The organism is Halorhodospira halophila, assembly GCF_016653405.1.
In the GTDB taxonomy this organism is placed as follows: Bacteria; Pseudomonadota; Gammaproteobacteria; order Nitrococcales; family Halorhodospiraceae; genus Halorhodospira; species Halorhodospira halophila_A.
The window spans coordinates 1-25965 of sequence record NZ_NHSN01000017.1; the positions used below are offsets into that span (position 1 = coordinate 1).

The 25965-nt window shown below is 70.2% G+C and carries 17 protein-coding genes; 4 read left to right on the top strand and 13 right to left on the bottom strand.

What is annotated here, in order from left to right; genetic code table 11:
* Nucleotides 1-91 precede the first annotated feature (91 nt).
* Nucleotides 92-889: a 16S rRNA (adenine(1518)-N(6)/adenine(1519)-N(6))-dimethyltransferase RsmA gene (gene rsmA / locus CCR79_RS06000; protein ID WP_201169840.1), complete on the bottom strand. Its 798-nt coding sequence runs from the start codon at nucleotides 887-889 to the stop codon at nucleotides 92-94.
* Entirely contained in the window at nucleotides 886-2283 is a 1398-nt protein-coding gene (argH, locus tag CCR79_RS06005; protein ID WP_201169842.1) for an argininosuccinate lyase, read from the bottom strand. The genes rsmA and argH overlap by 4 nt, the downstream gene beginning before the upstream one ends.
* A gap of 220 nt (nucleotides 2284-2503) precedes the next feature.
* Between argH and hemC the strand changes: the two genes are divergently transcribed.
* From hemC to CCR79_RS06025, 4 genes are read left to right on the top strand one after another with little or no spacing between them, the layout of a single operon-like run.
* Complete coding sequence (gene hemC / locus CCR79_RS06010) at nucleotides 2504-3436, top strand: hydroxymethylbilane synthase (RefSeq protein ID WP_201169844.1); 933 nt, start codon at nucleotides 2504-2506, stop codon at nucleotides 3434-3436.
* Nucleotides 3433-4227, top strand: coding sequence for a uroporphyrinogen-III synthase (locus tag CCR79_RS06015; RefSeq protein WP_201169846.1), 795 nt, complete (start codon nucleotides 3433-3435; stop codon nucleotides 4225-4227). The genes hemC and CCR79_RS06015 overlap by 4 nt, the downstream gene beginning before the upstream one ends.
* On the top strand, nucleotides 4224-5849 hold the full coding sequence (locus tag CCR79_RS06020) for a uroporphyrinogen-III C-methyltransferase (protein ID WP_201169849.1): 1626 nt from the start codon (nucleotides 4224-4226) through the stop codon (nucleotides 5847-5849). Before CCR79_RS06015 ends, CCR79_RS06020 begins: the two co-directional genes overlap by 4 nt.
* 1 nt (nucleotide 5850) lies before the next feature.
* Nucleotides 5851-7173 (top strand): heme biosynthesis HemY N-terminal domain-containing protein, encoded by a 1323-nt coding sequence (locus CCR79_RS06025; RefSeq protein WP_201169852.1) that lies wholly within the window; start codon nucleotides 5851-5853, stop codon nucleotides 7171-7173.
* Between the two features lie 99 nt (nucleotides 7174-7272).
* On the opposite strand, the gene CCR79_RS06030 is transcribed toward CCR79_RS06025, so the two are convergent.
* From CCR79_RS06030 to fba, 11 genes are all read right to left on the bottom strand, one after another.
* Nucleotides 7273-9567: an NADP-dependent malic enzyme gene (locus tag CCR79_RS06030; RefSeq protein WP_201169856.1), complete on the bottom strand. Its 2295-nt coding sequence runs from the start codon at nucleotides 9565-9567 to the stop codon at nucleotides 7273-7275.
* Nucleotides 9568-9639: 72 nt separating this feature from the next.
* Nucleotides 9640-10434 carry an alpha/beta fold hydrolase gene (locus CCR79_RS06035; protein WP_201169859.1) on the bottom strand — a complete coding sequence of 265 codons (795 nt, stop codon included), beginning with the start codon at nucleotides 10432-10434 and terminating at the stop codon, nucleotides 9640-9642.
* Nucleotides 10435-10449: 15 nt separating this feature from the next.
* Nucleotides 10450-15288 carry an NAD-glutamate dehydrogenase gene (locus CCR79_RS06040; protein ID WP_201169861.1) on the bottom strand — a complete coding sequence of 1613 codons (4839 nt, stop codon included), beginning with the start codon at nucleotides 15286-15288 and terminating at the stop codon, nucleotides 10450-10452.
* A 93-nt stretch (nucleotides 15289-15381) separates the two neighbouring features.
* Nucleotides 15382-15846, bottom strand: a complete 465-nt coding sequence (ubiT, locus tag CCR79_RS06045) for a ubiquinone anaerobic biosynthesis accessory factor UbiT (RefSeq protein ID WP_201169863.1) — start codon at nucleotides 15844-15846, stop codon at nucleotides 15382-15384.
* A complete protein-coding gene (locus tag CCR79_RS06050) occupies nucleotides 15843-16754 on the bottom strand; it encodes a U32 family peptidase (protein ID WP_201169865.1) in 912 nt (303 codons plus the stop codon). Before CCR79_RS06050 ends, ubiT begins: the two co-directional genes overlap by 4 nt.
* Before the next feature lie 19 nt (nucleotides 16755-16773).
* Complete coding sequence (ubiU, locus tag CCR79_RS06055) at nucleotides 16774-17769, bottom strand: ubiquinone anaerobic biosynthesis protein UbiU (RefSeq protein WP_201169867.1); 996 nt, start codon at nucleotides 17767-17769, stop codon at nucleotides 16774-16776.
* A gap of 350 nt (nucleotides 17770-18119) precedes the next feature.
* A complete protein-coding gene (gene lpdA, locus CCR79_RS06060) occupies nucleotides 18120-19892 on the bottom strand; it encodes a dihydrolipoyl dehydrogenase (RefSeq protein WP_201169869.1) in 1773 nt (590 codons plus the stop codon).
* A gap of 96 nt (nucleotides 19893-19988) precedes the next feature.
* A complete protein-coding gene (aceF, locus tag CCR79_RS06065; RefSeq protein WP_201169871.1) occupies nucleotides 19989-21371 on the bottom strand; it encodes a dihydrolipoyllysine-residue acetyltransferase in 1383 nt (460 codons plus the stop codon).
* 2 nt (nucleotides 21372-21373) lie between these two features.
* Nucleotides 21374-24049, bottom strand: a complete 2676-nt coding sequence (gene aceE / locus CCR79_RS06070; protein WP_201169874.1) for a pyruvate dehydrogenase (acetyl-transferring), homodimeric type — start codon at nucleotides 24047-24049, stop codon at nucleotides 21374-21376.
* A 137-nt stretch (nucleotides 24050-24186) separates the two neighbouring features.
* The gene (locus CCR79_RS06075; RefSeq protein WP_201169876.1) at nucleotides 24187-24828 is read right to left on the bottom strand and encodes a DUF502 domain-containing protein; all 642 of its coding nucleotides are present in this window, start codon (nucleotides 24826-24828) and stop codon (nucleotides 24187-24189) included.
* 69 nt (nucleotides 24829-24897) lie between these two features.
* Nucleotides 24898-25962: a class II fructose-bisphosphate aldolase gene (gene fba, locus CCR79_RS06080; RefSeq protein ID WP_201169878.1), complete on the bottom strand. Its 1065-nt coding sequence runs from the start codon at nucleotides 25960-25962 to the stop codon at nucleotides 24898-24900.
* Nucleotides 25963-25965 lie beyond the last annotated feature (3 nt).

Here is a 25965-nt window from a genome sequence, read left to right on the forward strand (position 1 = left end):
CCTGCGATGCTCGGCGCGCTCAATGCCCCCGGGTCACCCCGGCGTCCCCGCCCTCCTCGGAGCAAGCACCGTCAGTCAGTACGACTCCCTCTCACCGCCCTGCGGCGGTCTCCGGTGCGCCCCGTGCGGCATCGGCGAGGCGCACGAAGGCCTCCACCGAGAGCGTCTCGGCCCGCGCCCCGGGATCGACCCCCGCCGCCTCGAACGCCGCCTCCGCGACCCGCCCCTTGAGGCTGTTGCGCAGCGTCTTGCGCCGCCCGGCGAAGGCCGCCGTCACCACCTCCTGCAGCCACGCCTCGTCCTGGGCCGGCGCCGGCAGCGGACGGTGGGGGACGAGGCGAACAAACGACGACATCACCTTCGGCGCCGGGAAGAACGCCCCGGCCGGCACGTTGAAGCAGCGCTCCACCCGGCAGCGGTACTGCACCATCACCGACAGCCGCCCCCGGGTCCGGCTCCCCGGCGGCGCCACCATCCGATCCACCACCTCCCGCTGGAGGAGCAGGTGCAGATCCTCGATGGTGTCCGCGGCGGCGAGCAGGTGAAACAGGATCGGCGTCGAGACGTTGTAGGGCAGATTCCCCACCACGCGCAGTCGCCCCTGGGCCGGAGCCAGCCCGGCCGGATCCAGCTCCAGGGCGTCACCCTCGATCACCGTCAGGGCAGGGCCGAAACGCTCGCGCAGCCGGGGCGCCAGATCGCGGTCGAGCTCCACCGCCGTCAGGCTGCCCAGGCGTTCGAGCAGCGGCTCGGTCAGTGCCCCCTCGCCGGGGCCGATCTCCAGCAGCGTCTGCCCCTGCCGCGGGGCGATCGCCGTGATCATGCGCTGGATGACCGACGGATCGCGCAGGAAGTTCTGCCCGAAACGCTTACGCGGGCGGTGGCTCAAGCCAGGCGCTCCCGGGCCGCACGGGCCTGGGCACGGACCTGCTCCGGCGCCGTGCCGCCGATGTGGGAACGCGCCGCCACCGAGCCATCGAGGGTCAGGACCGCAAAGACGTCGTCGCCGATGGCCGCGGAGAACTGCCGCAGCTCCTCGAGGCTGAGCTCGGCCAGGTCGCGGTCGGCCTCCGTGGCGTAGCGCACGGCACGGCCGACCACCTCGTGGGCGTCGCGGAAAGCCAGCCCCTGGCGAACCAGGTAATCGGCCAGATCGGTGGCGGTGGCGAAACCGGCCCGGGCCGCCTCGCGGCAGCGTTCGCGGTTGACGGTCAGCGCCGGGACCATATCGGCGAAGGCGGTGAGCGCATCACGGGCCGTATCCACGGCATCGAACAGCGGCTCCTTGTCCTCCTGGTTGTCCCGGTTGTAGGCCAGCGGCTGGCCCTTCATCAGGGTCAGCAGCTGAACCAGGCTGCCCTGGGCCCGGGCGGCCTTGCCGCGCACCAGCTCCGCCACGTCGGGGTTCTTCTTCTGCGGCATGATCGACGAACCGGTGCAGAAGCGATCCGGCAAGTCGATGAAGCCAAACTGCTGCGACGTCCACAGCACCAGCTCCTCGGCCATGCGCGAGAGGTGCACGAGGACCAGGCTGGCGTCGGCACAGAACTCGATGGCGAAGTCGCGGTCACTGACCGAGTCCAGGGAGTTGCGCGTCGGCCCATCAAAGCCCAGCTCGCGGGCGGTCGCCTCGCGGTCGATGGGGAACGAAGTCCCGGCCAGCGCCGCGGCGCCCAGGGGGCACTGGTTGAGCCGGCGACGGCAGTCGGCCAGCCGGTCGCGATCGCGCTCGAGCATCTCGTACCAGGCCAGCATGTGGTGGCCGAAGGTCACCGGCTGGGCCACCTGCAGGTGGGTGAAGCCGGGCATGATGGTGTCGGCCTCGCGCTCGGCCAGATCGACCAGGCCGTTCTGGAAGCGGGCAAGCTCGGCGCGGATGGTGTCGATGGCCTCGCGCAGGAAGAGACGCACGTCGGTGGCGATCTGGTCGTTGCGCGAGCGGCCGGTATGGAGCTTCTTGCCGGCCTCGCCGATGCGCTGGGTCAACCGGTGCTCGATGTTCATGTGGACATCCTCGAGCTGCGGCGACCAGGGGAAGCGCTCCTCGACCACCTCCTGGCGGATCTCGGCCAGGCCCTGGAGGATGGCGTCGCGCTCGGCCTCGGTCAGCACACCGCGCTCGGCAAGCATGCGGGCGTGCGCCTCGGAGCCCTGTATGTCGTGCAGGGCGAGGCGGGCATCGAACTGCACCGAGGCCGAGAAGCGCTCGACGAATGCGTCGGTCGCCTCAGTGAAACGGCCGGTCCACAGCTGCTGGCCGGGGGCTGCGTCTTTCTGGCTCATAGCGGGTGCTCACGATCGCTTTTCAGTGGGCGGAAAGGGTCTCAAGCCGGTCGTCCCGCCCGGCGGGGGCGCCGGCGCGGCCGTCATTGTAGTGCCGAGCGGCCGTCGCGCGCGCCCCCTGCGGCGTCACTATCGGCGACAACAGGTTGAAACCGGGGCGGCATTGCGACGACACTTTAGCGTGTTTTTCTCCGAGTCTAACCAGTCAGGATGGACCGTAATGGCCGCTGAATCCCTGCGAATCGCCACCCGCCGTTCCCAGCTTGCCATGTGGCAGGCCGAGCACATCGCCGCCGAACTGCAGCGCCTGCACCCCGGCCTGGAGGTGGAGCTGGTCCCCATGTCCACCCGCGGCGACGAGATCCTCGATCAGCCGCTGGCGCGCATTGGCGGCAAGGGCTTGTTCATGAAGGAACTCGAGGACGGCATGCTGCGCGGCGACGCCGATCTGGCCGTGCACTCGATGAAGGACATCCCCTGGCGCCTGCCCGACGGCTTCGCCCTGGCCGCCGTCTCGGACCGGGCCGATCCGCGGGACGCCTTCGTCTCCAACCACTACACGGACCTGGATGAGCTCCCCCACGGCGCCCGGGTCGGTACGGCGAGCCTGCGCCGTCAATGCCAGATCATGGACCGCCGGCCCGACCTGCACATCGAGGTCCTGCGCGGCAACGTCCAGACCCGGCTGCGCAAGCTCGACGATGGCGTTTACGACGCCATCATCCTGGCCGCCTCCGGGCTCGACCGCCTGGAGCTGACGCACCGCATCGCCGGGCGCCTGACGCCGGAACAGAGCCTGCCTGCGGTGGGCCAGGGTGCGCTCGGCATCGAATGCCGGGAGGGCGACGAGCGGGTCATGAAACTCGTGGAGGGTCTCAACCACGAGCCCACCCGCATCCGCATCAGCGCCGAGCGGGGCATGAACGCCCGGCTCGAGGGCAGCTGCCAGGTTCCCATCGGCGGCTACGCCGAGCTCGACGGCGACGAGGTCCACCTGCGCGGTCTGGTGGGCGCCGTTGACGGCAGCGAAGTCATCCGGGGCGAGATCCGCGGCCCCGCCGCCGATGCCGAGAACCTGGGCCGCCAGCTGGGCGACGACCTACTTGCCCGCGGGGCCGACCGCATCCTCAAGGCCCTCGCCGAGCAGCCATGACGGGGCCCCTGGACGGCACCGGCGTCGTCGTCAGCCGACCCGCCCACCAGGCGGAGGGTCTCGCTCACGCCCTGGAGGAGGCCGGCGCCGAGGTGTGGCGGTTTCCCACCCTGGAGATCGCCGCCGAGCCGGACGACGCGGCACGGCAGGAGGCAGCCCGGCAGGCCGCCGGCGCCGACTGGCTGATCTTCGTCAGTCAGAACGCCGTCGACCACGGGCTGCCACGCATCCGCGCCGCCGGTGGCCCCGCCGCCCACGCCCGCTGCGCCACCGTCGGCCGGGGCACCGCCGAGGCACTTCGTCGCAACGGCATCGAGGAGGTGCTCTACCCCCGCCATGGCGCCACGAGCGAGGATCTGCTGGAGGAAACGGAACTTGGCAGCATCAGCTCGGGGCGTGTCATGATAGTCCGCGGAGTCGGAGGGCGGCCGCACTTGGCCGAGACACTCCGCGACTGTGGCGCCGAGGTGGGTTTTCTGGAAGTCTATCGACGCATCCGGCCGTCGGCCGACCCCACCCCGCTGCTCGCGGCCGCCGAGGCCGACCGCGTTCAGGTCGTCATCGCCACCAGCGGCGAGGTTCTGGAGAACTTCCTGGAGCTCGTCGGGGACCGTGGCCGACGGTGGCTCGCCCGGGCTGCGGTGGTCGTCATCGGCGACCGGGTGGCGGTCATGGCGAGCCCCCACGCCGGACATGTCGAGATCGCGGCAACCGCGGCGGAAGAAGAGCTCACGGCGGCCACCGCACGCGCCGCCAGGGCCGTGGCAGAGATCAGGAGTAGGCGAAGATGAGCAACCCCAACCGTCCGGAGGACCGGAATCGCCCGGAGGATCCGAACCGCGGCGCGCAGAGTTCCTCCGAATCGCGCAGCGGTGATAGCCCGCGTCGCGGCGATGCCCGCCCAGGGCAGCCCGCCCCCCAGCCCGGCGCTGCCACCGGCAGCGGCAGCCAGGAGAGCGCCGGCGGTGGCCAGAGCGATACCCGGCCCGGTGAACAGCCGGGCGAGGCGGGCAGCAGCAGCGACGCCACCGGCCAGGAACGTTCCAGCAGCGCCGCCGCGAGCACCCAATCGAGCCAGGAGCAAGCCTCCGGCGGCGACGACAAGGAAGGCAAGGAGGACCACAAGGGTAAGGAGCAGGACAGCGGCAAGTCCGGCTCCGGAAGTGGCGGCGGCAGCGACGGAGGCGGTGGCAGTCGGCTGAGTTCCACCCCCGAACCGCGCAGCCGTTTCACCCTGTGGTTCGTCATCGTTCTGCTCGGCGGCGGCACCATTGCTGCGGGCGTCTACGGTTATCAGCTCTACGAGGAACTGCAGGCCGCTCAGCAAGAGCTCGACGAGCGCGTCGCCGCCCAGGAGGAGCGCGATGCCGAGCTCGACGAGACCCTTGAGAAGGCACGCGAGCAGGCCGAGGCCGCCGCCCGCCTGGAAGAGTACCTGGAGGACTTCGACGCCCTCGCCGCGGACGTCGAGGCAGCCAAGCAGGCTAGCGACGATACCGCCGATAGCCTGGCGTCACTGGAGTCCCGCGTGGACGATCTGGCCGCCCGGTTCGATGAGCTGGGCGATGCGGAGGGCGTCGGCGAGGCCGCGCTGGGGGATCTGGACGCGCGACTGACCGAGCGCATGGACGAGATCGAGTCCCGCCTTGAAGAGCGGGTCGAGGAACTTGCTGCGGCGCAGGAGGGGCTCGACGAGGACATGGAGCGCCTCGGGGCGCGCAGCGAGCAGGAAGAGGAAGGCTGGCTGAAGGCCGAGGCCGGCTACCTGGCGCAGATTGCCATCCACCGGGTCCGCCACCACCACGACGTGGATTCCGCCTTGGCCGCCCTGCGGGGCGCCGACGGCCTCCTGGCCGAACTCGGCGGCGAGAGCATCCCGGAGCGCCAAGCCATCCGCGAGGCCATCGACGCCCTGCTCGACTACTCCGGCCCGGATATTGGCGGCATCCGCGAGCGCATCACTGCGCGCATGGACGAGATCAATGACCTTGCCCTCACCGGCGATCCGGGCGAGGGCGTGGCCCCGGATCTGCCGGAGCTCGACGAAGCCGAGGAGGGCTGGCGGGGCGCTCTGAGTCGGGCCTGGAGCCGCCTGCGCGAGGGACTCGGTGAGCTGGTCCGGGTGCAACACGAGGAGGAGCTGGAAGAACTCCTCACCCCGGAGCAGCAGTACTTCCTGCGCGAGGGGCTGCGTCTGCAGCTGGAGAGCGTCCTGCTGGCACTGCACAGCGGCGACCAAGAGAGCTATCGCGCCGGGCTGGAGCGGGCCGCCGGGTGGCTGGAACGCCGCTTCGACACCGACGACGAGCGCGTCGCCGAGGCCAGAGACGACCTACTGGACTTGGCCGACGAGCCGATCCGGCACGACCTGCCGGATATCGAACCCCTCCTTGAACCAGTGAAGCCGTTCTGACATGCGCCGCCTGTTCATCTACCTACTGATCCTGGCCGGTGCCGTACTTACGGCGCTGTACTTCAACCAGCAGGAGGGCTACGTGATGCTCTCCGTGGGGCCTTGGCGGCTGGAGATGAGCTTGCTCTTCTCCGCCGTGGTCCTGGGGCTCTTGGTCCTCCTGCTCTACCTGGCCCTGGCCGCCCTTGGGCGGCTGTGGAGCATGCCGCGCCGGCTGCGTAGCTGGCAGGGCCAGCGGCGGCAGGAGTCGGCCCGCACAGAACTCACCTCCGGGCTGCTGCGCTTTGCCGAGGGTGACTACGACACCGCCGAAAAGCAGCTGGTGCACAGCGCCCGGCGCAGCGAGGCGCCCCTGGTGAACTACCTGACCGCGGCGATCGCCGCCCAGCGCCGGGGCGCCCGCGAGGTGCGGGACGGCTACCTGACCACGGCCGAGAAGAGCGGGCCCGACGCCAACCTGGCGGTCCGGCTGCTCCAGGCGCAGCTGCAGGCCGAATCGGGGCAGTGGGAAGAGGCTCAGGCGAGCGTGTCGGCCGTCCTCGATAAGGAGCCCAAGCATCGCCGGGCCCTGGAGCTGATGATCGGCTGCTGTCGCGCCCTGGGCGACTGGGAGCGGCTCGAGCCCCTGCTGCCGCGCATCGACCGCCAAGGCATCCTGCCCAAGAACGAACTCCTCGATCTCAACCGCTGGGTGGCCCGAGAGCGCCTGGCGCGGGCCTCCGGCGAGGACAAGCAGGCCCTGCAAGAGGCGTGGCAGGACCTGAGCCGGGGCCTGCGCAAGGATCCCGAGGTGCTCTGCGCCTACGTGGACGGGCTGATCACCCTCGGGGAGGTACAGAGCGCCGAGGAGCTCATCCAGAAGCAGCTGCAGAAGGAGTGGAACCCCGAGCTGCTCGAGCGCTACGCTCGCCTGCCGGCCGACGACACCGCCACCTACGCGACGCGGCTGGAGAAGGCCGAGGGCTGGATCCAAGCCCACCGGGACGATCCGAAGACCCTCTACGCCGCGGGCATCCTGGCCCTGCAGGCCGAGCAGTGGGACCGGGCCCGGGACTACCTGCAGGCCGCCGTGGACCAGACGGCCCGGCCGGAGTACCTGCGCACCCTCGGTGCCCTGCAGGAGCATCTGGGGGACTACGACGGGGCCCGGGCCACCTATCGCCTGGCCATGGACCTCTCCGGCGCCGGCAGCGACGCCCTCCCTGGTCTGCCGGGGCCCGCCCCGGAGCACCCGGCGGCGCCGGAGCTCGAGGAGGGCCGCTCGGACGCCCCCCCCGACTACGCCCCCGGCGACGACACCGAGGGGCGACCCCGCAACGACTGACACCCACGCTGCGGGCGACCGGCGGGCAAACGAGAGGCCCCGGGCCACTTAGAGTGGCCCGGGGCCTTTTTCGTACCCCCTTCTGCCGCCGCCCCGGCGCTACGTCTGCTTCCCGGCGTCCACAGCCTCGGTCATCTGCGCCTCGACCACCGACAGGGCGGTGAGGTTGACGATGGCCCGGACCGTCGAGGACGGCGTTAGCAGGTGGGCCGGCTTGGCGGTCCCGAGCAGGATCGGCCCCACCGAGACACTGTCGGTGGTCGCCTTGAGCAGATTGAAGGAGATGTTGGCGGCGTCCAGCCCGGGCATGATCAGCAGGTTCGCTTCGCCCTCCAGCTGCGCATCGGGGAAGATGCGCCGCCGCACCTCCTCGGAGATCGCCGCATCGCCGTGCATCTCGCCCTCGACCTCGAGGGCCGGGTCCCGATCCTGGATCAGCTCCAGGGCGTGGCGCATCTTTTCCGCCGATGGCTGCGACGAGGTCCCGAAGTTCGAGTGCGAGAGCAGGGCCACCTTCGGCGTGGTTCCGAAACGGCGCACCTCATCGGCGGCCAGCAGGGTCATCTCGGCAATCTCGTGGGGGTTGGGATCCTGGTTGACGTAGGTGTCCGCCAGGAAGAAAGTCCCCTTGGGCATGATCAGCACGTTCATGGCCGCCAGGTTCCGCACCCCACGGCGTCGACCGATAACGTCCTGGATATGCTGCATCTGCCGCTGGTAGCGCCCCTCGATACCGCCGACCAGGGCATCTGCATCGCCCAAGTGGACCATCAGCGCACCGATGACGGTATTGCGCGTGCGCACCACGGTCCGTGCCCGCGCCGGGGTCACACCGCGGCGGGCCATCAGGTGGTAGTACGCCTGCCAGTAGTCGCGGTAGCGCGGGTCGCCCTCCGGGTCGACCAGCTCGAAGTCCTCGTCGATCTGCACGCGCAGGCCGAGCTGACGCAGCCGCTTCTCGACCACTCGCCGCCGCCCGACCACGATGGGCCGCGCCAGATTCTCGTCCACGACCAGCTGCACGGCGCGCAGGATGCGCTCCTCCTCGCCGTCGGTGTAAACCACCCGCTTGGGCTGCTCGCGGGCGCGCTCGAAGATCGGCTTCATCACCAGGCCCGACTGGAACACGTACTGCTGCAGCTGCAGCCGATAGGCCTCGAAGTCGTTGATCGGCCGGCAGGCAACCCCGCTCTCCATGGCGGCGTGGGCCACTGCCGGCGCCACGCGGCTGATCAACCGGGGGTCGAACGGCTTGGGGATCAGGTAGTCGGCCCCGAAGCTCCAGGGCCGCCCCCCGTAGGCCGCCACCACTTCCTCGGAGGACTCCTCGGTGGCCAGGTCGGCGATGGCCTCCACCGCGGCGATCTTCATCGCCTCGTTGATGGCGCTGGCGCCCACGTCCAGCGCCCCACGGAAGATGAATGGGAAGCACAGGACGTTGTTCACCTGGTTCGGATAATCCGAGCGGCCGGTGGCGAGCACCGCATCGGGACGGGCCTCCCGCGCCTCCTCGGGGAGGATCTCGGGGACCGGATTGGCCAGCGCCATGATGATCGGCCGATCGGCCATCAGATTGACCATCTCGGCGTTGAGCACCCCCGGTGCCGACAGGCCCAGGAAGATATCCGCACCCTCGATCACTTCACGCAGGCTCCGCGCGGCCGTCTCCCGGGCGTAGCCCTCCTTGCGCGGATCCATGTACTCCTTGCGCCCCTTATAGACCACGCCCTTTCGATCGGTGACGGTGATCTGCTCCCTGGGCAGGCCCATGGCCACCAGCAGGTCGAGGCAGGCGATAGCCGCCGCCCCGGCACCGGAGCAGACCAGGGTGACGTCCTCCAGGCGCTTACCCACCACGCGCAGGCCGTTGCGGATGGCCGCGGCGGTGATGATGGCGGTGCCGTGTTGATCGTCGTGGAAGACCGGGATGTTCATCCGGCGCTTGAGGGCCTCCTCGATCTCGAAGCACTCCGGCGCCTTGATGTCCTCCAGGTTGATGCCCCCGAAGGTCGGCTCCAGGGCGGAGACGATGTCGACGAAGCGCTCGGCGTCCGGCTCGTCGACCTCGATATCGAAGACATCGATGCCGGCGAACTTCTTGAACAGGACGCCCTTGCCCTCCATCACCGGCTTCGACGCCAGCGGACCGATGTTGCCCAGTCCGAGGACGGCGGAGCCGTTGGTGATCACCGCCACCAGGTTGCCCCGGGTGGTCATGGCGGCCGCCTCGCGGGGATCGTTGACAATGGCTTCGCAGGCCGAGGCCACGCCGGGCGAGTAGGCCAGGGCGAGGTCACGCTGGTTAGCCAGCGGTTTGCTGGGGATGACCTCGATCTTGCCAGGGGTTGGCTGTCGGTGGTATTCGAGGGCGGCTTCTTTGAAGTCGTCGGACATATAAATTCCCTTGGGGTGTTGAATCAGCCCAGTATAGGGTGAGCTTGATGCTTGCTTCCAGGGTGGCCGGGCCTACCGGGCCGGGTAGGTCCGCGCCAGGAAACGCTCCACGGCAGCCGCGAAGGCCTCGGGCTGCTCGGCGTGCAGCCAGTGACCAGCGCCCTCCAGGGCCTCGAACTCGGCCGCCGGAAAATACCCGGCCGCGGCATCCCGGTGCCGGACCGGGTCGAAGTAGTCAGAGGCCGTTCCATAGAGGAACAGTGCCGGGCCGTCATAAGTACCCGCCAGATCCGGAAAACCCTGTATATCCGGCACCGCCTCGGCGAGGAGCTGCAACGGGATACGCCACTGGTAACCACCCCCGGCGGCAGGGACCAGGTTGGTCAGCAGGAACTGGCGGACCGCCGGCGACGTGATCTCGGCCGCCAGGGCGGCATCCACCTCGCGCCGACTGGCGGCCCCGGCCACATCGACCCGTTGCAGGGCGGCGATCACGGTGGCGTGCTCGTGCCGGTAGGCCACCGGAGCGATGTCTGCGGCGACCACCGCCGCCACCCGCCGAGGCCGGGTCAGGGCGAGGGTCATGGCCACCTTGCCGCCCATGGAGTGGCCCAGCACGGCCACCCGCTCAACACCCTCGCGATCGAGCAGCGCCTCCACATCGGTGGCCAGTGCCGGGTAGTCCATGCCCGGCCGATGCGGTGACCGGCCGTGGTTGCGCAGATCCGGGGTCAACACCCGGTAGTCAGCGGCGAAGCGGCGGGTGAAGCGGTTGAGGTTGCCGCCACTGCCGTAGAGGCCGTGGAGCAGGAGCAGCGGCGCCCCCGCACCGCGGGTGGTCAGGGAGAGTTGCACCGGTTCGCGCATAGGACCTCGTATGATTCAGGACTCGGGGAGACGGCGGGCATCGCCCACCTGGACCAGCGCCTTGAGCTCCTGGACGGCCACGGCCAGGACGGCGCCGCCCGGCGCCGCGCTCTGCTGCACCTCGGCCAGCACGGTCTGCAGGCGCTCCAACGCCACGCGCCGCTCGCCCAGGAAACCGTCGACGGCCGCCGGATCGGCGCCGCGGGTCGCCACCAGCTGCGCCGTCAGGCCGCGCAACTGGAGATCGTAATCCGCCACCAGCCCCTCGCGGAAGCGCACCTGCCAACCGTCATGGGCCTCGAGCCGCTCCAACCGCCGACGCAGACCCGCCAGGCCGAGGCCCTCGACCAGACGGAAGTGGCTGGCTGCGATGGCCAGGATGTCGGCCCCGGTGGATTCTGCCACCTTCACCCAGTCCAGCGCCGGGTAGAGCTCGGGCAGGGTCGCCATCCGCCGCGCCAGCCCCGGCGGCAGGCCGGCCTGCTCGAGCCGCTTTCCCTCGGCCGCCAGAGCCTCCGCCCGAGCGGCGGGCAGCAGATCGCTGAGGTGCTCGTTGAGCCGCTGCAGGCTCGGCCGCACGCGAGATACCGCAGCCGCGGCGCCGCCCTCGGCGTCCCCGAGCCCGGCACCGAGGTTGCGCAGCAGCCACAGCGTCGCGTGCTCGTGGAGTTCTCGCACCCCCTGGAGCAGGCCGGTGACCACGCCGTGGTCCACCTCGCTCGCCCGCGCCTCGACACCCTCCCAGGCGGCGTCGAGCGCGAACATCGCCTCGGCCACGAACCACGCCCGCACCACCTCCGCCACCTCGCAGCCCGAGCGCGCGGCCAGCCGCGCGCAGAAGGTCTCGCCCATGCGGTTGACCACCCGGTTGGCGGCGGCGGTGGCCACCAGTTCCCGGCGCAGACGGTGGCCGCGGACGCGCTCGGCGTAACGCTCGCCGAGCGCCGGCGGGAAGTAGTCGAACAGCAACGGCTCCATGAACGCCTCACCGGGCAGCGCCGAGGCGCGCAGTTCGCGCTGGACGACGATCTTGGCGTAGGCCAGTAGTACCGCCAGTTCGGGCCGCAGCAGCCCCAACTCCCGCGCGGCCCGCTCGGCCAGTGCCTCATCGTCGGGCAGCCCCTCGAGGGTCCGATCGAGAACGCCGTCACGCTCGAGCCGGCGCATCAGCTCGGCGTGCTCATCGAGCCGCGCCGTGGCCTCGGCTTCGGCCAGGCTCAGGGCGCCGGCCTGGGCGCGGCAGGTCTCGAGGACCCGTTCCGCCACCTCCTCGGTCATTTCCGCCAGAAGCGCATCACGGTGACGGCCGGTGAGTTCGCCGTCGTCGCGGGCTTCGTTAAGCAGGATTTTGATATTGACCTCGTGGTCGGAGCAGGCCACACCGCCGACGTTGTCGATGGCGTCGGTGTTGATCCGGCCGCCGGCGGCGGCGTACTCCACCCGCGCCGCCTGGGTGAAGCCCAGGTTGCCGCCCTCGCCCACCACGCGGCAGCGCAGCTGACGCGCGTCGATTCGCACTCCGTCGGTGGCCTTGTCGCCGACCTCGGTGTGGCTCTGCTCCCGGGCCTTGACGTAGGTACCGATGCCGCCGTTCCAGAGCAGATCCACCGGGGCGCGCAGCACAGCCTGGATGAGCTGGTCCGGGGTCAGCTCAGCGGTCTCAATGCCGAGCGCCCGGCACGCCTCGGAGGAGAGCGAGACGGACTTGGCACTGCGCGGATAGACGCCGCCGCCGGCGGAGATCCGCGCCGGATCGTAGTCCGCCCAGCTAGAACCCTCCAGAGCGAACAGCCGCTGACGCTCAGCGTAGGCAAGCGCCGCGTCCGGCTGCGGGTCGATGAAGACGTGCCGGTGGTCGAAGGCGGCCACCAGGCGGATCTGCTCGGAGCAGAGCATGCCGTTGCCGAAGACATCGCCGGACATGTCGCCGATGCCGACTACTGTCAGAGGCTCGCGCTGGACATCGCGACCAAGCTCGCGGAAGTGCCGCCGCACCGACTCCCAGGCACCGCGCGCGGTGATGCCCATCGCCTTGTGGTCGTAACCAGCCGAGCCACCCGAGGCGAAGGCATCGTCCAACCAGAAGCCGTGGGCCGCCGAAACGCTGTTGGCCAGATCCGAGAAGCTAGCCGTACCCTTGTCCGCCGCGACCACTAGATAGGGGTCGTCACCGTCGTGGCGGAGCACCCCTTCCGGCGGCACCACCCGGCCATCGCGGAGGTTGTCGGTAACCTGGAGCAGCGCCTCGATGTAGGACCGGTAGGCGTCGCGGACCGCTTCACGCTGCGCCGCCCCGGCGCCGGGCAAATCCTTGACCACGAAACCGCCCTTGGCCCCGACCGGCACGATAGCGGCGTTTTTGACCATCTGCGCTTTCATCAGCCCGAGCACCTCACTGCGGAAATCCTCGCGCCGCGTCGACCAGCGCAGCCCGCCGCGGGCCACCTCGCCGCCGCGCAGGTGAACCCCCTCGAAGGCCGGGGCATAGACGAAGATCTCCGCCCACGGCACCGGCCGCGGCAGGTCGGGGATACTGGCCGGATGCAGCTTGAGGGCCAGCGGTGCCCCTGTCGCGGCGGTGTAGTGGTTGGTGCGGGCGGTGGCCTCCAGCGCCGCCAGCAGCTGGCGCAGGATCCGATCCTGATCCAGGCTGGCCACCCCCTGCAGCGCCTCGCGGATGGCCGCCGCCTCGCCGGCGACCCGCTCGGCGTCGGCGCGTCCGGGGTCGAAGCGGGCGTGGAAAAGGGCCACCAGCAGCGCGGCGATGCGCGGATGCGCCGCCAGGGTCTCGGCCATGTAGGCCTGGGAGAAGGTGCTCCCGATCTGACGCAGATAGCGGGCATAGGCACGCAGCACAGCCACCTCGCGCCAGTCCAGGCCAGCGGCCAGGACCAGGCGATTGAAGCCGTCGCTCTCGGCCGCCTGTGACCAGACGGCGCCGAAGGCGTCGCGGAAACGCTCGCCCACCGCCTGGGGGTCGCACCCCCCCACCCCCTGCCAGCACAGACCGAAATCGTGAATCCAGCAGACCGGAGCACCGGTGGCGGCGACCTCGAAGGGTTGCTCGTCCACCACCCGCAGGCCCATGTCCTCGAACACCGGCAGCGCGTCGGAAAGGCTGGCCGGGCGTGCCCCGTGGAAGAGTTTGAAGCGCAGCGCCCCAGCACCGGCCTCCACGGGCCGGTAGAGGACCATCTGCGGGCCCGCGCCGCGGTTCACGCGCTCGATCCGCTCTACGTCCTGGGCCGCCACCCGGGCGGGCACCCCCTCCTGGTAGGCCACCGGGAAGGCGTCGGCGTAGCACTGCGCCAGGCGACTGCCCTGTTCCTCGCCGAGCCGCTCGTGCAGAGCCTCCTGCAGGCTGTCGGCCCACGAGCGCACGGCCTCGGCCAGACGCCCCTCGAGAGCGCACAGGTCGACATCGGGCACGCCGCGCCCGGGCAGGGGCAGGATGAAGCGGATGCGCGCCAGGAGCGACTCGCCGATCTGGACGCTGAAATCGCTCTCGGGCGCCCCCAGGGCCTGCTCGAGGCGGGCCTGGATGCGCCGCCGATTGGCCGTGTCGTAGCGCTCCCGCGGGACGTAGACCAGGCAGGAGGCGAAGCGCTGCCAGGGATCGTAGCGCACCAGCAGGCGCACCCGCGGGCGCTCGCGCAGGTGGAGCACGGCGCGAGCGATGCGCTCGAGTTCGTCAACCTCGATCTGGAAGAGCTCGTCCCGCGGGTAGGTCTCAAGGATGTTGAGCAGCGCCTTACCGGCGTGACTCTCGGCCGGGTAACCGGCGCGCTGAAGGACCGTGGCCACCTTGCGGCGCAGCAGCGGAATCTCCTGAGCGCTGCGGTAGTAGGCCGCCGAGGTGTAGAGACCCAGGAAACGGTGCTCGCCCACCACCCGCCCCTGCGCATCGAAACGTTTGACCCCGAGGTAGTCCATGGGGCCGGGACGGTGCACCGGCGAGCGGGCGTTGGTCTGGGTCAGGATCAGCGGCTCGGGCTCCAGTGCGCGCTCCTGCACCTCCGGGGCCAGAGCGGCAAAGCGCAGCGAGGGGGTCGCCGGCGCGTGACGCAGGATGCCGCAGGCCCGGTCCGGCTCCGGCACCAGGCAGAGGCCGTCGTCGGCCTGCTCGAGGCGGTAGGCCCGGTAGCCGATGAAGGTGAAATGGTGCTCGGCCGCCCAACGCAGAAAGGCGTCCACCTCGGCCCGGTCTGCGGCGGCGAGCCCGGGTGGCGGACACTCCTGGAGCTCGTCGGCGGCAGCCAGGAGCTGGCTGCGCATCGCGCGCCAGTCGTCGACAACGGTGGCGACGTCGTCGAGGACGGCCTGCAGTCGCCGATGCAGGGCATCAAGCTCCTCGGGGGCGGTGCGCCGATCCACCTCGAAGTGCATGAACGCGGTCAGGGGGGCATCCGCGTCGTCCACCGCCGCGACGCCCTCGCCCCCTTCCTGGCGGCGCACGGCGAGCACCGGGTGGAACAAACGGTGGATGGCGAGCCCCTGCTGCTGCAGGGCCATGGTCACCGAATCGATCAGGAAGGCACGGTCGTCGACGACCAGGTCGACGACGGTGTGACGGCTCTCCCAGCCGTGCTGCTCCGGGTCCGGGTTGTAGACGCGAATCGCCGCCTGGCCTGGCGGCCGGCGCCCGGCCAGGCGCCAGTGGGCGACGGCGGCGCCGAGGAGGTCCTCGGGATCCCGATCCTCGAGATCCTCGGCCGCGACCCGGGCGTAATAGCGCGTCACGAAACGCGCCAGATCGTCCGCCTGTTGTCGGGGCCAGCGCCTGCCGATCCGCTCGCCCAGGCGTCGACGCGGATCGTCGCTGCCGCCGCAACCCCGCTCACCAGCACCGCTCATCACCTGCCCCTCTGTCCGCCAGCCCCCCCACCCCGCGTGGCGCGCCACTCCACTGTAGTGGCTCGGGGGGCACCGCGGCCAGGGAGGCGGCCGCTACACCTTGACCTGGGCAGCGGCCGCCTCGAGGGCGCGGCACAGGGGCCCGGGCAACCGGTGGCGGGGCTCGTAGCTCTCCAGCAGGTTCTTCACCGACAGGCCCAGGGCAACATCGCCCTCGACGCTAAGCCGCCGGCGGAAGAAGAGCATGTCCGGGTCGGCAGCGCCGCCGGCCAGCGCCAGGAACGCGGCGGCATCTCCACGGATGGTGACATCCGCCCCAGCGGGCTCGGCCGTGGCCAGTCGTCCATCGCGGAGGGTGAAGCCGTAGGCCAGCCGGGCGTCGGTGACCTCCAACGCCAGCGTCCGGTCGACGAGGATCTCCAGCTCGCCGTCGGCCAGCGCGTCCGCCAGCACCTGCTGCAGAACTGCCGGCACCACGGCGGCATTGACCGGCCCGGGCACGAAGCGTAGCGGTGCCAGTAGCAGCGGCAGGGCCTGATCGAGCTGCGGTCTCTTCATCGGTCTGCCTCCGCCATCCCCGGCTCGGGGGCCTTGCGGGTGTGTCCGGCCTCGCCCCACCAGTAGCCGTCGCACTGCTGCCCCGGCTCCGGCTCGTGCAGCGTCGCCGGCTCGCCGGCGATCGCGGACCGGAAAGCGGCCACCACCTGGTCCATGGCACCGGGGCGTGGTGAAAGGCGCACCGCGCTCACGCCCATCTGCTGCATGTCCGGGATGGCCGGGAGCAGATTGGCGCAGCCCCAGGACTGGGTCTGGATACCGTTGATGACCAGAAACGGCTCCCCGGCCCGGGTGGTCACCGGCAACCCCTCGGGGTGGTGACCGCAGACAAAGCCGCAGTCGTCCTTGGGGCGGTCGTAGTGCCGGGCCGAGAAACACCGGGCCGAGAAGGCCAGCGGCTGGCGGCCGTAGGCGAAGACCTCGGTCTCCATGGCTTCGCCGCCGAGTTCGGTGAGTTCGCCGAGCACCCCGCGCAGGGAGTCACCGGGCAACTCCATGGGCGGCACCCAGCGCACCGCGCCGGCGCGCTGCATGGCACGCAGGGCGCGACCGCTGTAGAGGTTGAGGGTCGGCCCGGCGACAAAGGGGAGGCCGCGGCGCTCCAGTTCGCTGACCGCGGTGAAGTCGTTGGCTTCGACCCGCAGCTCGCCGTTATCGCACAGCCGACGTACCACCGACGCCTCGGAGCGCGCCTCGACGAGGCTCAGGGTGGAGAGCACCACCTCGTGGCCCTCCTCGGCCAGCTCGCGGCCGAGACCGATCCACTCCTCGGGACGCAGCTCGCGGCGGCGGCCGCAGACTGTCTCACCCAGGTAGAAGGTATCGACCCGCCCGCGCAACCCGTCGTAGAACCGGCGGATATCGGCCGCCGGCCAGTGGTAGAGAATCGGCCCGATCGCGATCTTCATCGGCTTGCCCTCTCGCCGGTCACTGCCAGTTGCGCTCGTAGGGGCCGAGGGTGGTGGTGGCCCCCTCGGAGAACTCGCGCAGGGCCGCCACCTGCGCCGGGTCCGGGGTGTAGTCGCCCTCGGCTTCGGGGATGCGGTCGATGAGCTGTCGCCAGATGCGGGTCACCTTACCCACGTAGGCCGGGCTGCGCTGGCGTCCCTCGATCTTGACCGCGTGGATGCCGGCGCGCTTGAGCCGCGGCAACAGCTCGGCGGTCTCCAGGCTGGTGGGCGACTCGAAGGCGTGCTCCAAGGCCCCCTCGACGTCGTAGCGCCCCTTGCAGATGGTCGGATAGCCCGCCGGCTCGTCGGGCGCGAAGCGGTCGATGAGCAGCCCACCGAGCCGCGCCTCGCGGCCCTGGGGGGTCTCCTGCCACTGCACGGCCCACGCCGGCGAGCACGCCCCCACGGTATTGGGCGATTCGCCGGTGGCGTAAGAGGAGAGCAGGCAGCGCCCTTCGGCCATGACGCACAGCGAGCCGAAGCCGAAGACCTCGAGCTCGACGTCGGTATCACCGGCCAGGGCCTCGACCTGCTGGATGGAAAGCACGCGCGGCAGCACGGCGCGGCTGACCCCGTAGCAGCGCTTGTAGAAGTCGAGGGCCTCGGGGGTGGTCGCCGAGGCCTGGACGGAGAGGTGCAGGCCCAGATCCGGCCACTGTTCAGCGGTGTACTCGAGCAGGCCCAGATCGGCAACGATGACGGCGTCGGCGCCGATGCGGGCGGCTTCGTCGATGGAGCGCTGCCATTGCGCCCATCCACCGGCCTGGACGTAGGAGTTGACGGCGACGAGGACGCGCACGCCCCGCTGATGGGCGTGCTCGACGCCCCGTGCGGCCTGCTCCGGGGTAAAGTTGAGCCCCGGGAAGTGGCGTGCGTTGGTCGCATCCCGGAAGCCGATGTAGACCGTGTCGGCCCCGTTGTCCACGGCGGCGCGCAGGGCGGTCAGGTTACCGGCCGGGCAGAGCAGTTCCATGGGTTCCTCCGTCGCTCACCGACTAACCGATGCATTCTAACCGATCGCCGGCCTGAGCGAAGCCTGCCGCTACGCCTGAATGGCGCCGAGCCGCGCGGATTGCGGGGATGGCCCCTGCCGGGTGCGGCGTCATTGAGCGCGCCGAGCAGCGCAGCCGTCGCGGGGGACCAGCGCGAACCTTTGCCGGTTCGCGCTGGTCAGCGAGGTTTTGTCCGAGCGGCGCTTCAGCGCCGCGATTTAAGCGAGCGGCCCCGCGCCGGTGAGCAGCGCAGGGGACCCCGCAGGGGCGCGCTCGTTCGACGCCGCACCCGGCAGGGGCCATCCCCGCCATCCGCGGCGACGAGCGGTGGCTACCTGCGTTTCTTCGGCGGCAGCAGATCGGTGATGCTGCCGCTGGCCATCTCCGCCGCCATGGCCACCGTCTCGGAGAGGGTCGGGTGGGGATGGACCGTCAGACCGATGTCGTGGGCATCCGCCCCCATCTCCAGGGCCAGGCCGATCTCGCCGATCAGATCGCCGGCACCGGGGCCCACGATGCCGCCGCCGATCACCCGCCCAGTGTCCGCATCGAAGAGGATCTTGGAGACGCCATCGCTGGCATCGAGCGACAGCGCGCGACCGTTGGCCGCCCACGGGAAGGCCCCCTTCTCGTAGGCGATCGCCTCGGCCTTCGCCTGCTCCTCGGTCACCCCCACCCAGGCGACCTCCGGATCGGTGTAGGCCACCGAGGGGATGGCCCGGGCGTCCCAGGCGCTCTTCTCCCCAGCGATCACCTCGGCGGCGATCTTGCCCTCGTGCACCGCCTTGTGGGCCAGCATGGGCTGGCCGACGATATCGCCGATGGCGTGGATGTGCGGCACTGCGGTGCGCATGTGCTCGTCCACGCTCAGGCAGCCGTCATCGCCCGGCGTCAGCCCGGCGGCCTCAAGGCCGATACCGTCGCTGTTCGGACGGCGGCCCACCGCCACCAAGACGCGATCGAAGCGGTCACTCTCCGGGGCATCCGCACCGCTCAAGGTGACCGTCAGCGACTTCTTGTTCGCCTTGACGCCGGTCACCTCCGTGTTGAGGTGGATCGCCTCGCAGCGCTTGGCCAGGCGCTTGCGCAGGACCTTGACCAGATCCGGGTCGGCCCCGGGCATGAGCCGGTCGGAGAGTTCGACCACCGTCACCTTGCTGCCCAGCCCGGAGTAGACCGAGGCCATCTCCAGGCCGATGATCCCGCCGCCAACCACCAGCAATCGCTCGGGGATCTCCTCGAGCTTGAGGGCACCGGTGGAGTCCATCACCCGCGGGTCGTCCACGGCCAGCGACGGCGGGATCGCCGGCCGCGACCCGGCGGCGATGATGCAGTGCCGGAAACTGATGGTCCGCGTTCCCTCCTCACCGGCCACCCGCAGGTGGTGGGCATCGGCGAAGGTCGCCTCGCCGGTGACCACCTCAACCTTGCGCTGTTTGGCGATGCCGGCCAGCCCCTGGGTCAGCTGCTTGATGATGCCGCGCTTCCAGTCGTTGAGCCGCTCCAGATCGATCTTCGGCTTACCGAAGGCGATCCCGTGGGCGGCGAACTGATCCGCCTCGTCCACCACCTTGGCGGCGTGGAGCAGCGCCTTGGAGGGGATGCAGCCGACGTTCAGGCAGACGCCGCCGAGGACCGGGTACCGATCCACCAGCATCACCTTCAGCCCCAGGTCGGCGGCCCGGAAGGCGGCACTGTACCCCCCCGGCCCCGCGCCGAGGACGACCAGGTCGCAGTCCGCCTCCTGCGGGGCATCGGTGGCGGCCGCGGCCACCCCTTCGTCCGCCGGGGTCTGCTCGGCGGGTGCCCCGGTGGCGGCCCCACCGGCCGCGCCCTCGCCGGCAGCCGGATCACCGCCGGCGGCCTCTTCCGCCTGGAGGGTCAGGATCGGAGACCCCTCGGAGACCGTATCGCCCACCGCCACGTGCACCTCACGCACCACCCCGGCCGCGGATGCGGGCACCTCCATGCTCGCCTTGTCGGATTCCAGGGTGATCAGTGATTGCTCGGACGCGGCCCGATCCCCCGGTCCGACCAGCACCTCGATGACCTCCACGGCCTCGAAGCCGCCGATATCCGGTACCTTGACCTGTTGCTCAGCCATGCCGTGCTCCAATCCTTGCCGAGTCCGCCGGCGCAGCACGCCGGCGCTGGTTTGCGCGGGGGCGGCCGGCGGCCGCCCCCGCCCGCTGGGCGCCCCTTACAGCACCAGCCGGCGCAGGTCGCCGAGGACCTGGCTCAGGTAGGTGGTGAACCGGGCGGCCATGGCGCCGTCAATGACGCGGTGGTCGTAGGAGAGCGACAACGGGAGCATCAGCCGCGGTTGGAAGGCCTGCCCATCCCACACCGGCCGGGTCTCCGACTTGGAGACGCCGAGGATCGCCACCTCCGGGGCGTTGACGATGGGCGTGAACGCCGTACCACCGATGCCACCGAGGCTCGAGATGGAGAAACAGCCTCCCTGCATGTCCGCCGGAGAGAGCTTGCCGTCGCGGGCCTTGGCCGAGAGGGCGCCGAGGTCCTCGGCGATCTGCAGCACACCTTTCTGATCGGCGTCGCGCAGGACCGGGACCACCAGCCCCTCGGGGGTGTCGACGGCCACGCCGATATGGCAGTAGTGCTTGATGATCAGCTCCTGCCCGTCCGCCGAGAGGCTGGCGTTGAAACGCGGGTACTCGGCGAGGGCCGCGGTGGCCGCCTTGACCAGGAAGGCCAGCGGGGTGAGCTTCACGCCCCGGGCCTCGGCCTCCTTCTTCAACGACTGGCGGAAGGCCTCCATCTCGGTGATGTCGGCTTCATCGAACTGTGTGACGTGGGGGACATTCAGCCAGCTGCGGTGCAGGTGCGGCCCCGAGAGCCGCTGGATGCGGGTCAGCGCCACCCGCTCCACCTCGCCGAAACGACTGAAGTCCTGCTCGGGGATCGGCGGGATCCCGACCCCTTCGGCGGCCGGGGCGCCGGCGGCGGCACCCGTTGGCGGGACCTCCTGGCCCTGCATCACGCGCTTGACGTAGGCCTCCACGTCCTCGCGCCGAATACGCCCCTTGCGTCCGCTGCCGCTGACGCGCCCGAGGTCGACGCCGAGCTCGCGGGCGTAGCGACGAACCGAAGGGCTGGCGTGGGCGGCGCGGTGGCCGTCGCGATCGATCGGCGGCTGCCCGCCGCTGGACGCGGCGGGCCCTGTGCCGCTGCCCGCCGGGGCGGGCGCAGGGGCCACCGGCGCCGATCCGCCGGCCGGCTTCTCGCTTCCGGACGATCCGGCCGTTTCCTCGGCCGGGGCGCCCTCAGCAGCCGGGGCCTCGGCCGGTGCCGCCGGCTCAGCCGGCCCGGATGCGGCATCGGCGGCGGCCGTGTCGACGGTGGCGATCACACTCCCCTCGGAGACCATATCACCGACGGCGATGTGCACCGCCCGGATCTCGCCCCCGACCTCCGCCGGCACCTCCATGCTCGCCTTGTCGGACTCGAGGGTAATCAGCGACTGCTCCGGCTCGATCCGGTCCCCGGGCGCGACCAGGACCTCGATCACCTCCACGGCCTCGAAGCCGCCGATATCCGGTACCTTGAGCTCCTGTTCCGCCACGGTCACACCTCCCACGGGTTCGGGGCATCCGCCGCCAGCTGGTACTTGCCGATGGCCTCGCTGACCTTCCCGGCCTCGATCTCGCCCTCATCGGCCAGGGCGTAGAGGGCTGCCGCGGCGATGTGGTAGCGATCCACCTCGAAGAAGCGCCGCAGCTTCTCGCGGGTATCCGAGCGGCCGAAGCCGTCGGTACCCAGGGACCAGAACTTGCGTCCGATGTAGGGACGGATCTGATCCGGGTAGGCGCGCATGTAGTCGGTGGCGGCAATGGCCGGGCCACTGTAGCCCTCCAGGCACGCCTGCAGGTACGACTGCCGACGCTCGGACTCCGGGTGGAGGCGGTTGCCCCGGGCGCAGGCCATGCCGTCGCGGGCCAGCTCGGTGAACGAGGGGCAGCTCCAGATATCGGCATGGACGCCGAAATCGCCAGCGAGCAGCTCCGCGGCGGCGATCACCTCGCGGAAGATGCTCCCCGAGCCCATCAGCTGCACCCGCGGCCCCTTCTTCTTGGGGCCGGCGCGGAAGAGGTACATGCCGCGGCGGATGCCCTCCTCGGCCCCCTCGGGCATCGCCGGATGGGTGTGGTTTTCGTTGTAGACGGTCAGGTAGTAGAAGCAGTTCTCCTGCTCGGCGTACATCCGGCGCAGCCCGTCCTGGACGATCACCGCCAGCTCGTAGTCGAAGGCCGGGTCGTAGGAGACGCAGTTGGGGATGGTCGAGGCGAGGACGTGGCTGTGGCCGTCCTGGTGCTGCAGCCCCTCGCCGTTGAGGGTGGTCCGGCCGGCGGTGCCACCAATCAGGAAGCCCCGGGCCTGGATATCCCCGGCGGCCCAGCACAGGTCCCCCACCCGCTGGAAGCCGAACATGGAGTAGAAGATGTAGAAGGGGATCATGTTGACGCCGTGGTTGGCGTAGGCCGTGGCCGCCGCCATCCACGAGGACATGGCACCGGCCTCATCCAGCCCCTCCTCGAGGATCTGCCCGGTCTGCGCCTCGCGGTAGGACATCAGCTGATCGGCGTCCTCGGGCTCGTAGAGCTGCCCCACGTTGGAGTAGATGCCGAGCTGACGGAACAGCCCCTCCATCCCGAAGGTGCGCGCCTCGTCGGGGATGATGGGCACCACCCGCTGGCCGATCTGCTTGTCGCGGGTGAGCACCGTCAGCGCGCGCACGAAGGCCATGGTGGTGGACAGCTCCCGCTCGCCGCTGTCCTTGAGCAGCGCGTCGAAGGCGGAGAGCTGCGGGACCTCGAGCGCCGGCGCCCGCTCGTAGCGCACCGGCATGTAGCCGCCCAGGGCCTGCCTACGCTCGTGGAGGTAGCGCATCTCCGGGGCGTCGTCATCGGGCTTGTAGAAGGGCGTCTCCTTGAGCTGCTCGTCGGGGATGGGGATCTCGTAGTGGTCGCGGAACCGGCGCAGGGCGTTCTCACCCATCTTCTTCTGCTGGTGGGTGATGTTCTGCCCCTCGCCGGCCTCGCCCATGCCGTAGCCCTTGACGGTCTTGGCCAGGATCACGGTCGGCTGCCCGGTATGGTTCACCGCGGCGTGGTAGGCCGCGTAGACCTTGTGCGGGTCGTGGCCACCGCGGTTGAGCCGGTAGATGTCGTAGTCGGACATGCCGGCGACCATCTTCTCCAGCTCCGGGTACTTGGCGAAGAAGTGCTTGCGGGTGTAATCACCGCCGCGCGCCTTGAAGGCCTGGTACTCGCCGTCGACGGCCTCCTCCATGCGCTGCTGCAGCAGCCCCTCGTGGTCAAGCTCGAGCAGCGGATCCCAGCGCGAGCCCCAGATCACCTTGATCACGTTCCAGCCGGCGCCGCGGAACTCGCCCTCGAGCTCCTGGATGATCTTGCCGTTGCCGCGCACCGGACCGTCGAGGCGCTGCAGGTTGCAGTTGACCACGAAGATCAGGTTGTCGAGCTGCTCGCGGGCGGCCAGGCCGATCGAGCCCATCGACTCCGGCTCGTCCATCTCGCCGTCGCCCATGAAGCACCAGACCTTGCGGTCTGCGGTGTCCTCGATCCCGCGGTGGTGCAGGTACTTCATCATGCGCGCCTGCTGCACCGCCTGGATCGGGCCGAGGCCCATGGAGACGGTGGGGAACTGCCAGAAGTTGGGCATCAGCCAAGGGTGGGGATAGGAGCTGATGCCGTCGCCGTCGACGTCCTGACGAAAACCGGCCAGCTGCTCGGCGCTGAGCCGCCCCTCGAGGAAGGCGCGGGCGTAGATCCCCGGCGCGGAGTGCCCCTGGAGGAAGACCAGATCGCCGTCCTGCTCCTCGTTGGGCGCCCGCCAGAAGTGGTTGAAGCCGACCTCGTAGAGGGTGCAGGCCGAGGCGTAGCTGGCGATGTGCCCGCCGATGCCGTCGTGCTCACGGTTGGCGGCAACCACCATGGCGATGGCGTTCCAGCGCACCAGCGCCCGGATACGCCACTCCAGGTGGTGATCGGTGTACTCCGGCGGGCGCACCTCGAGGTGCCGGGGGATGGTGTTGATGTAGCCGGTGGTGGCCTTGAAGGGCAGATGGCCGAGCCGGCGCCGGCCCTTGCTGACCAGGTGCTCGAGGATCTGCTGCGCCCGCTCGGGCCCCTCGTGCTCGATCACCGCATCCAGGGCGTCGAGCCACTCCTGGATCTCCTCCGGATCCGGATCGTCGCGCAACTCGGGTATCGATTTCATGGTCCACCTCCTGGTTAAGAGTCGCCGGGACCCACGGGGCGCGACACGGCGGGTGGCCGTCCCGCACCCGGCGGCCTTGTGGGCCCCCGGGGGATCCCCGCAGACGGGCGAGCTTTGTTGTTCTTGTCGTCGCTAGGTCACGGCTGCCTCTCCGCTCCCTCGGGCGGTTCCTCGAGCAGCTCGTCGAGCGAGGCGCTCTTGCGCGTCGACATCCCCGCGGTGACCGCAAAGCGCATGGCGTCCTCGACACTCATATCGACGGGCTCGACCACCGAGGCCGGAACCAGCAGCGTGTAGCCACCCACCTGGTAACTCATGGGGGTGTAGACGGCGATGGTGTGCTCGTCACCGAGCCCTTCGGCCACCCCCGCCCACTGCCTGCGCGTCACCACGCCGAGCACCCGGTAATCGCTACCGGGCAGCGGCACCGTGACCACCTGGTCGCCCAGCTCCTCGGCCCGGGAGACAAACCCGGTCAGGTCCTGCACCGCCCCGTAGATGGTCTTGACCACCGGCAGCTGCAGGAGGATCTGCTCGAACCACTCCCACAGGCGGCGCAGAAGGTAGAAGTTGAGGAGGACGCCGATGGCGAAGATGCCGGCCAGTGCCAGGGCCACGCCCAGGCCGGGGTGATACCAGGTCTCGGGGATGATCAGCTGCACGACGCTCCCGAGCGCCCGCTCGGCGGTCATGATCAGCCAGTAGAGAAGATAGAGGGTGACGACCGCCGGCAGAACCGCCAGCAGCCCCTTGAGGAAAATACCGCTAATCCTGCGCATGGTATTGCTCCCCGCTGGCTTGCCGGGGCGCCGTGGCGCCCCGGCAAGGCTCTGGGGACAGCTCCCGGTTCAGCTCACCTTGGGGGCGAGCTCGCCGGACTCGTAACGCTCGACCATGGTCTCTAGGGGGACCGGCTTGATCTTGGACGCCATCCCCGCCGAGCCGAAGGCCTCGTAGCGGGCCTTGCAGATCTCCTTCATAGCCTCGGTGGAGGCCTTCAGGAACTTGCGCGGGTCGAAGTTGGACGGGTTCTCGGCCAGGTGCTTGCGCACCGCGCCGGTGGAGGCCAGGCGCAGGTCGGTATCGATGTTGACCTTGCGCACCCCGTTGCGGATGCCCTCTTGGACCTCCTCGACCGGTACGCCGTAGGTCTCGGGGATCTCACCGCCGAACTGGTTGATCAGCTCCAGCCACTCCTGCGGCACCTGGGAGCTGCCGTGCATGACCAGGTGGGTGTCCGGCAGGCGCTGGTGGATCTCCTTGATCCGGCTGATGGCCAGGATGTCGCCCGTGGGCGGACGGGTGAACTTGTAGGCGCCGTGGCTGGTGCCGCAGGCGATGGCGAGGGCGTCGACATGGGTATCGCGGACGAACTGCGCCGCCTCCTCCGGGTCGGTGAGCAGTTTGTCCTTGTCCATCTTGCCCTCGGCCCCGACGCCGTCCTCCTTGCCGGCCTCACCGGTTTCGAGGGAGCCGAGCACGCCGATCTCGCCCTCGACCGAGACACCGCCGGCATGCGCCATCTCGGCAGCGCGGCGGGTCACTCCGGCGTTGTAGTCATAGTCGGCGGGGGTCTTGCCATCTTCCTTCAGCGAGCCGTCCATCATCACCGAGGTGAACCCGGACTGGATGGCGCGCATGCAGGCACCGGGGTTGGCACCGTGGTCCAGGTGGACCACCAGCGGGACGTCCGGATAGGACTCCACGGCGGCCTCCATCAGGTGCCGATAGAAGGGGACGCCGGCGTACTTGCGGGCCCCGGCGGACGCCTGGACGATAGCCGGGCTATCGCACTCCTTGGCCGCCTCCATGATGGCGTGGAGCTGCTCCATATTGTTGGCGTTGAACGCCGGCATGCCGTAGCCGTGCTCGGCTGCATGATCGAGCAGCTGTCGCAGGGTGATCATCGCCATAGT

Coding starts and splice junctions, on each gene's coding strand:
- CCR79_RS06025 (WP_201169852.1), top strand. CDS start 5,851: ATGCGCCGCCTGTTCATCTACCTACTGATCCTGGCCGGTGCCGTACTT.
- argH (WP_201169842.1), bottom strand. CDS start 2,283: ATGAGCCAGAAAGACGCAGCCCCCGGCCAGCAGCTGTGGACCGGCCGT.
- aceE (WP_201169874.1), bottom strand. CDS start 24,049: ATGAAATCGATACCCGAGTTGCGCGACGATCCGGATCCGGAGGAGATC.
- CCR79_RS06040 (WP_201169861.1), bottom strand. CDS start 15,288: ATGAGCGGTGCTGGTGAGCGGGGTTGCGGCGGCAGCGACGATCCGCGT.
- CCR79_RS06035 (WP_201169859.1), bottom strand. CDS start 10,434: ATGCGCGAACCGGTGCAACTCTCCCTGACCACCCGCGGTGCGGGGGCG.
- CCR79_RS06015 (WP_201169846.1), top strand. CDS start 3,433: ATGACGGGGCCCCTGGACGGCACCGGCGTCGTCGTCAGCCGACCCGCC.
- lpdA (WP_201169869.1), bottom strand. CDS start 19,892: ATGGCTGAGCAACAGGTCAAGGTACCGGATATCGGCGGCTTCGAGGCC.
- fba (WP_201169878.1), bottom strand. CDS start 25,962: ATGGCGATGATCACCCTGCGACAGCTGCTCGATCATGCAGCCGAGCAC.
- hemC (WP_201169844.1), top strand. CDS start 2,504: ATGGCCGCTGAATCCCTGCGAATCGCCACCCGCCGTTCCCAGCTTGCC.
- CCR79_RS06050 (WP_201169865.1), bottom strand. CDS start 16,754: ATGAAGATCGCGATCGGGCCGATTCTCTACCACTGGCCGGCGGCCGAT.
- CCR79_RS06020 (WP_201169849.1), top strand. CDS start 4,224: ATGAGCAACCCCAACCGTCCGGAGGACCGGAATCGCCCGGAGGATCCG.
- CCR79_RS06075 (WP_201169876.1), bottom strand. CDS start 24,828: ATGCGCAGGATTAGCGGTATTTTCCTCAAGGGGCTGCTGGCGGTTCTG.
- ubiT (WP_201169863.1), bottom strand. CDS start 15,846: ATGAAGAGACCGCAGCTCGATCAGGCCCTGCCGCTGCTACTGGCACCG.
- ubiU (WP_201169867.1), bottom strand. CDS start 17,769: ATGGAACTGCTCTGCCCGGCCGGTAACCTGACCGCCCTGCGCGCCGCC.
- CCR79_RS06030 (WP_201169856.1), bottom strand. CDS start 9,567: ATGTCCGACGACTTCAAAGAAGCCGCCCTCGAATACCACCGACAGCCA.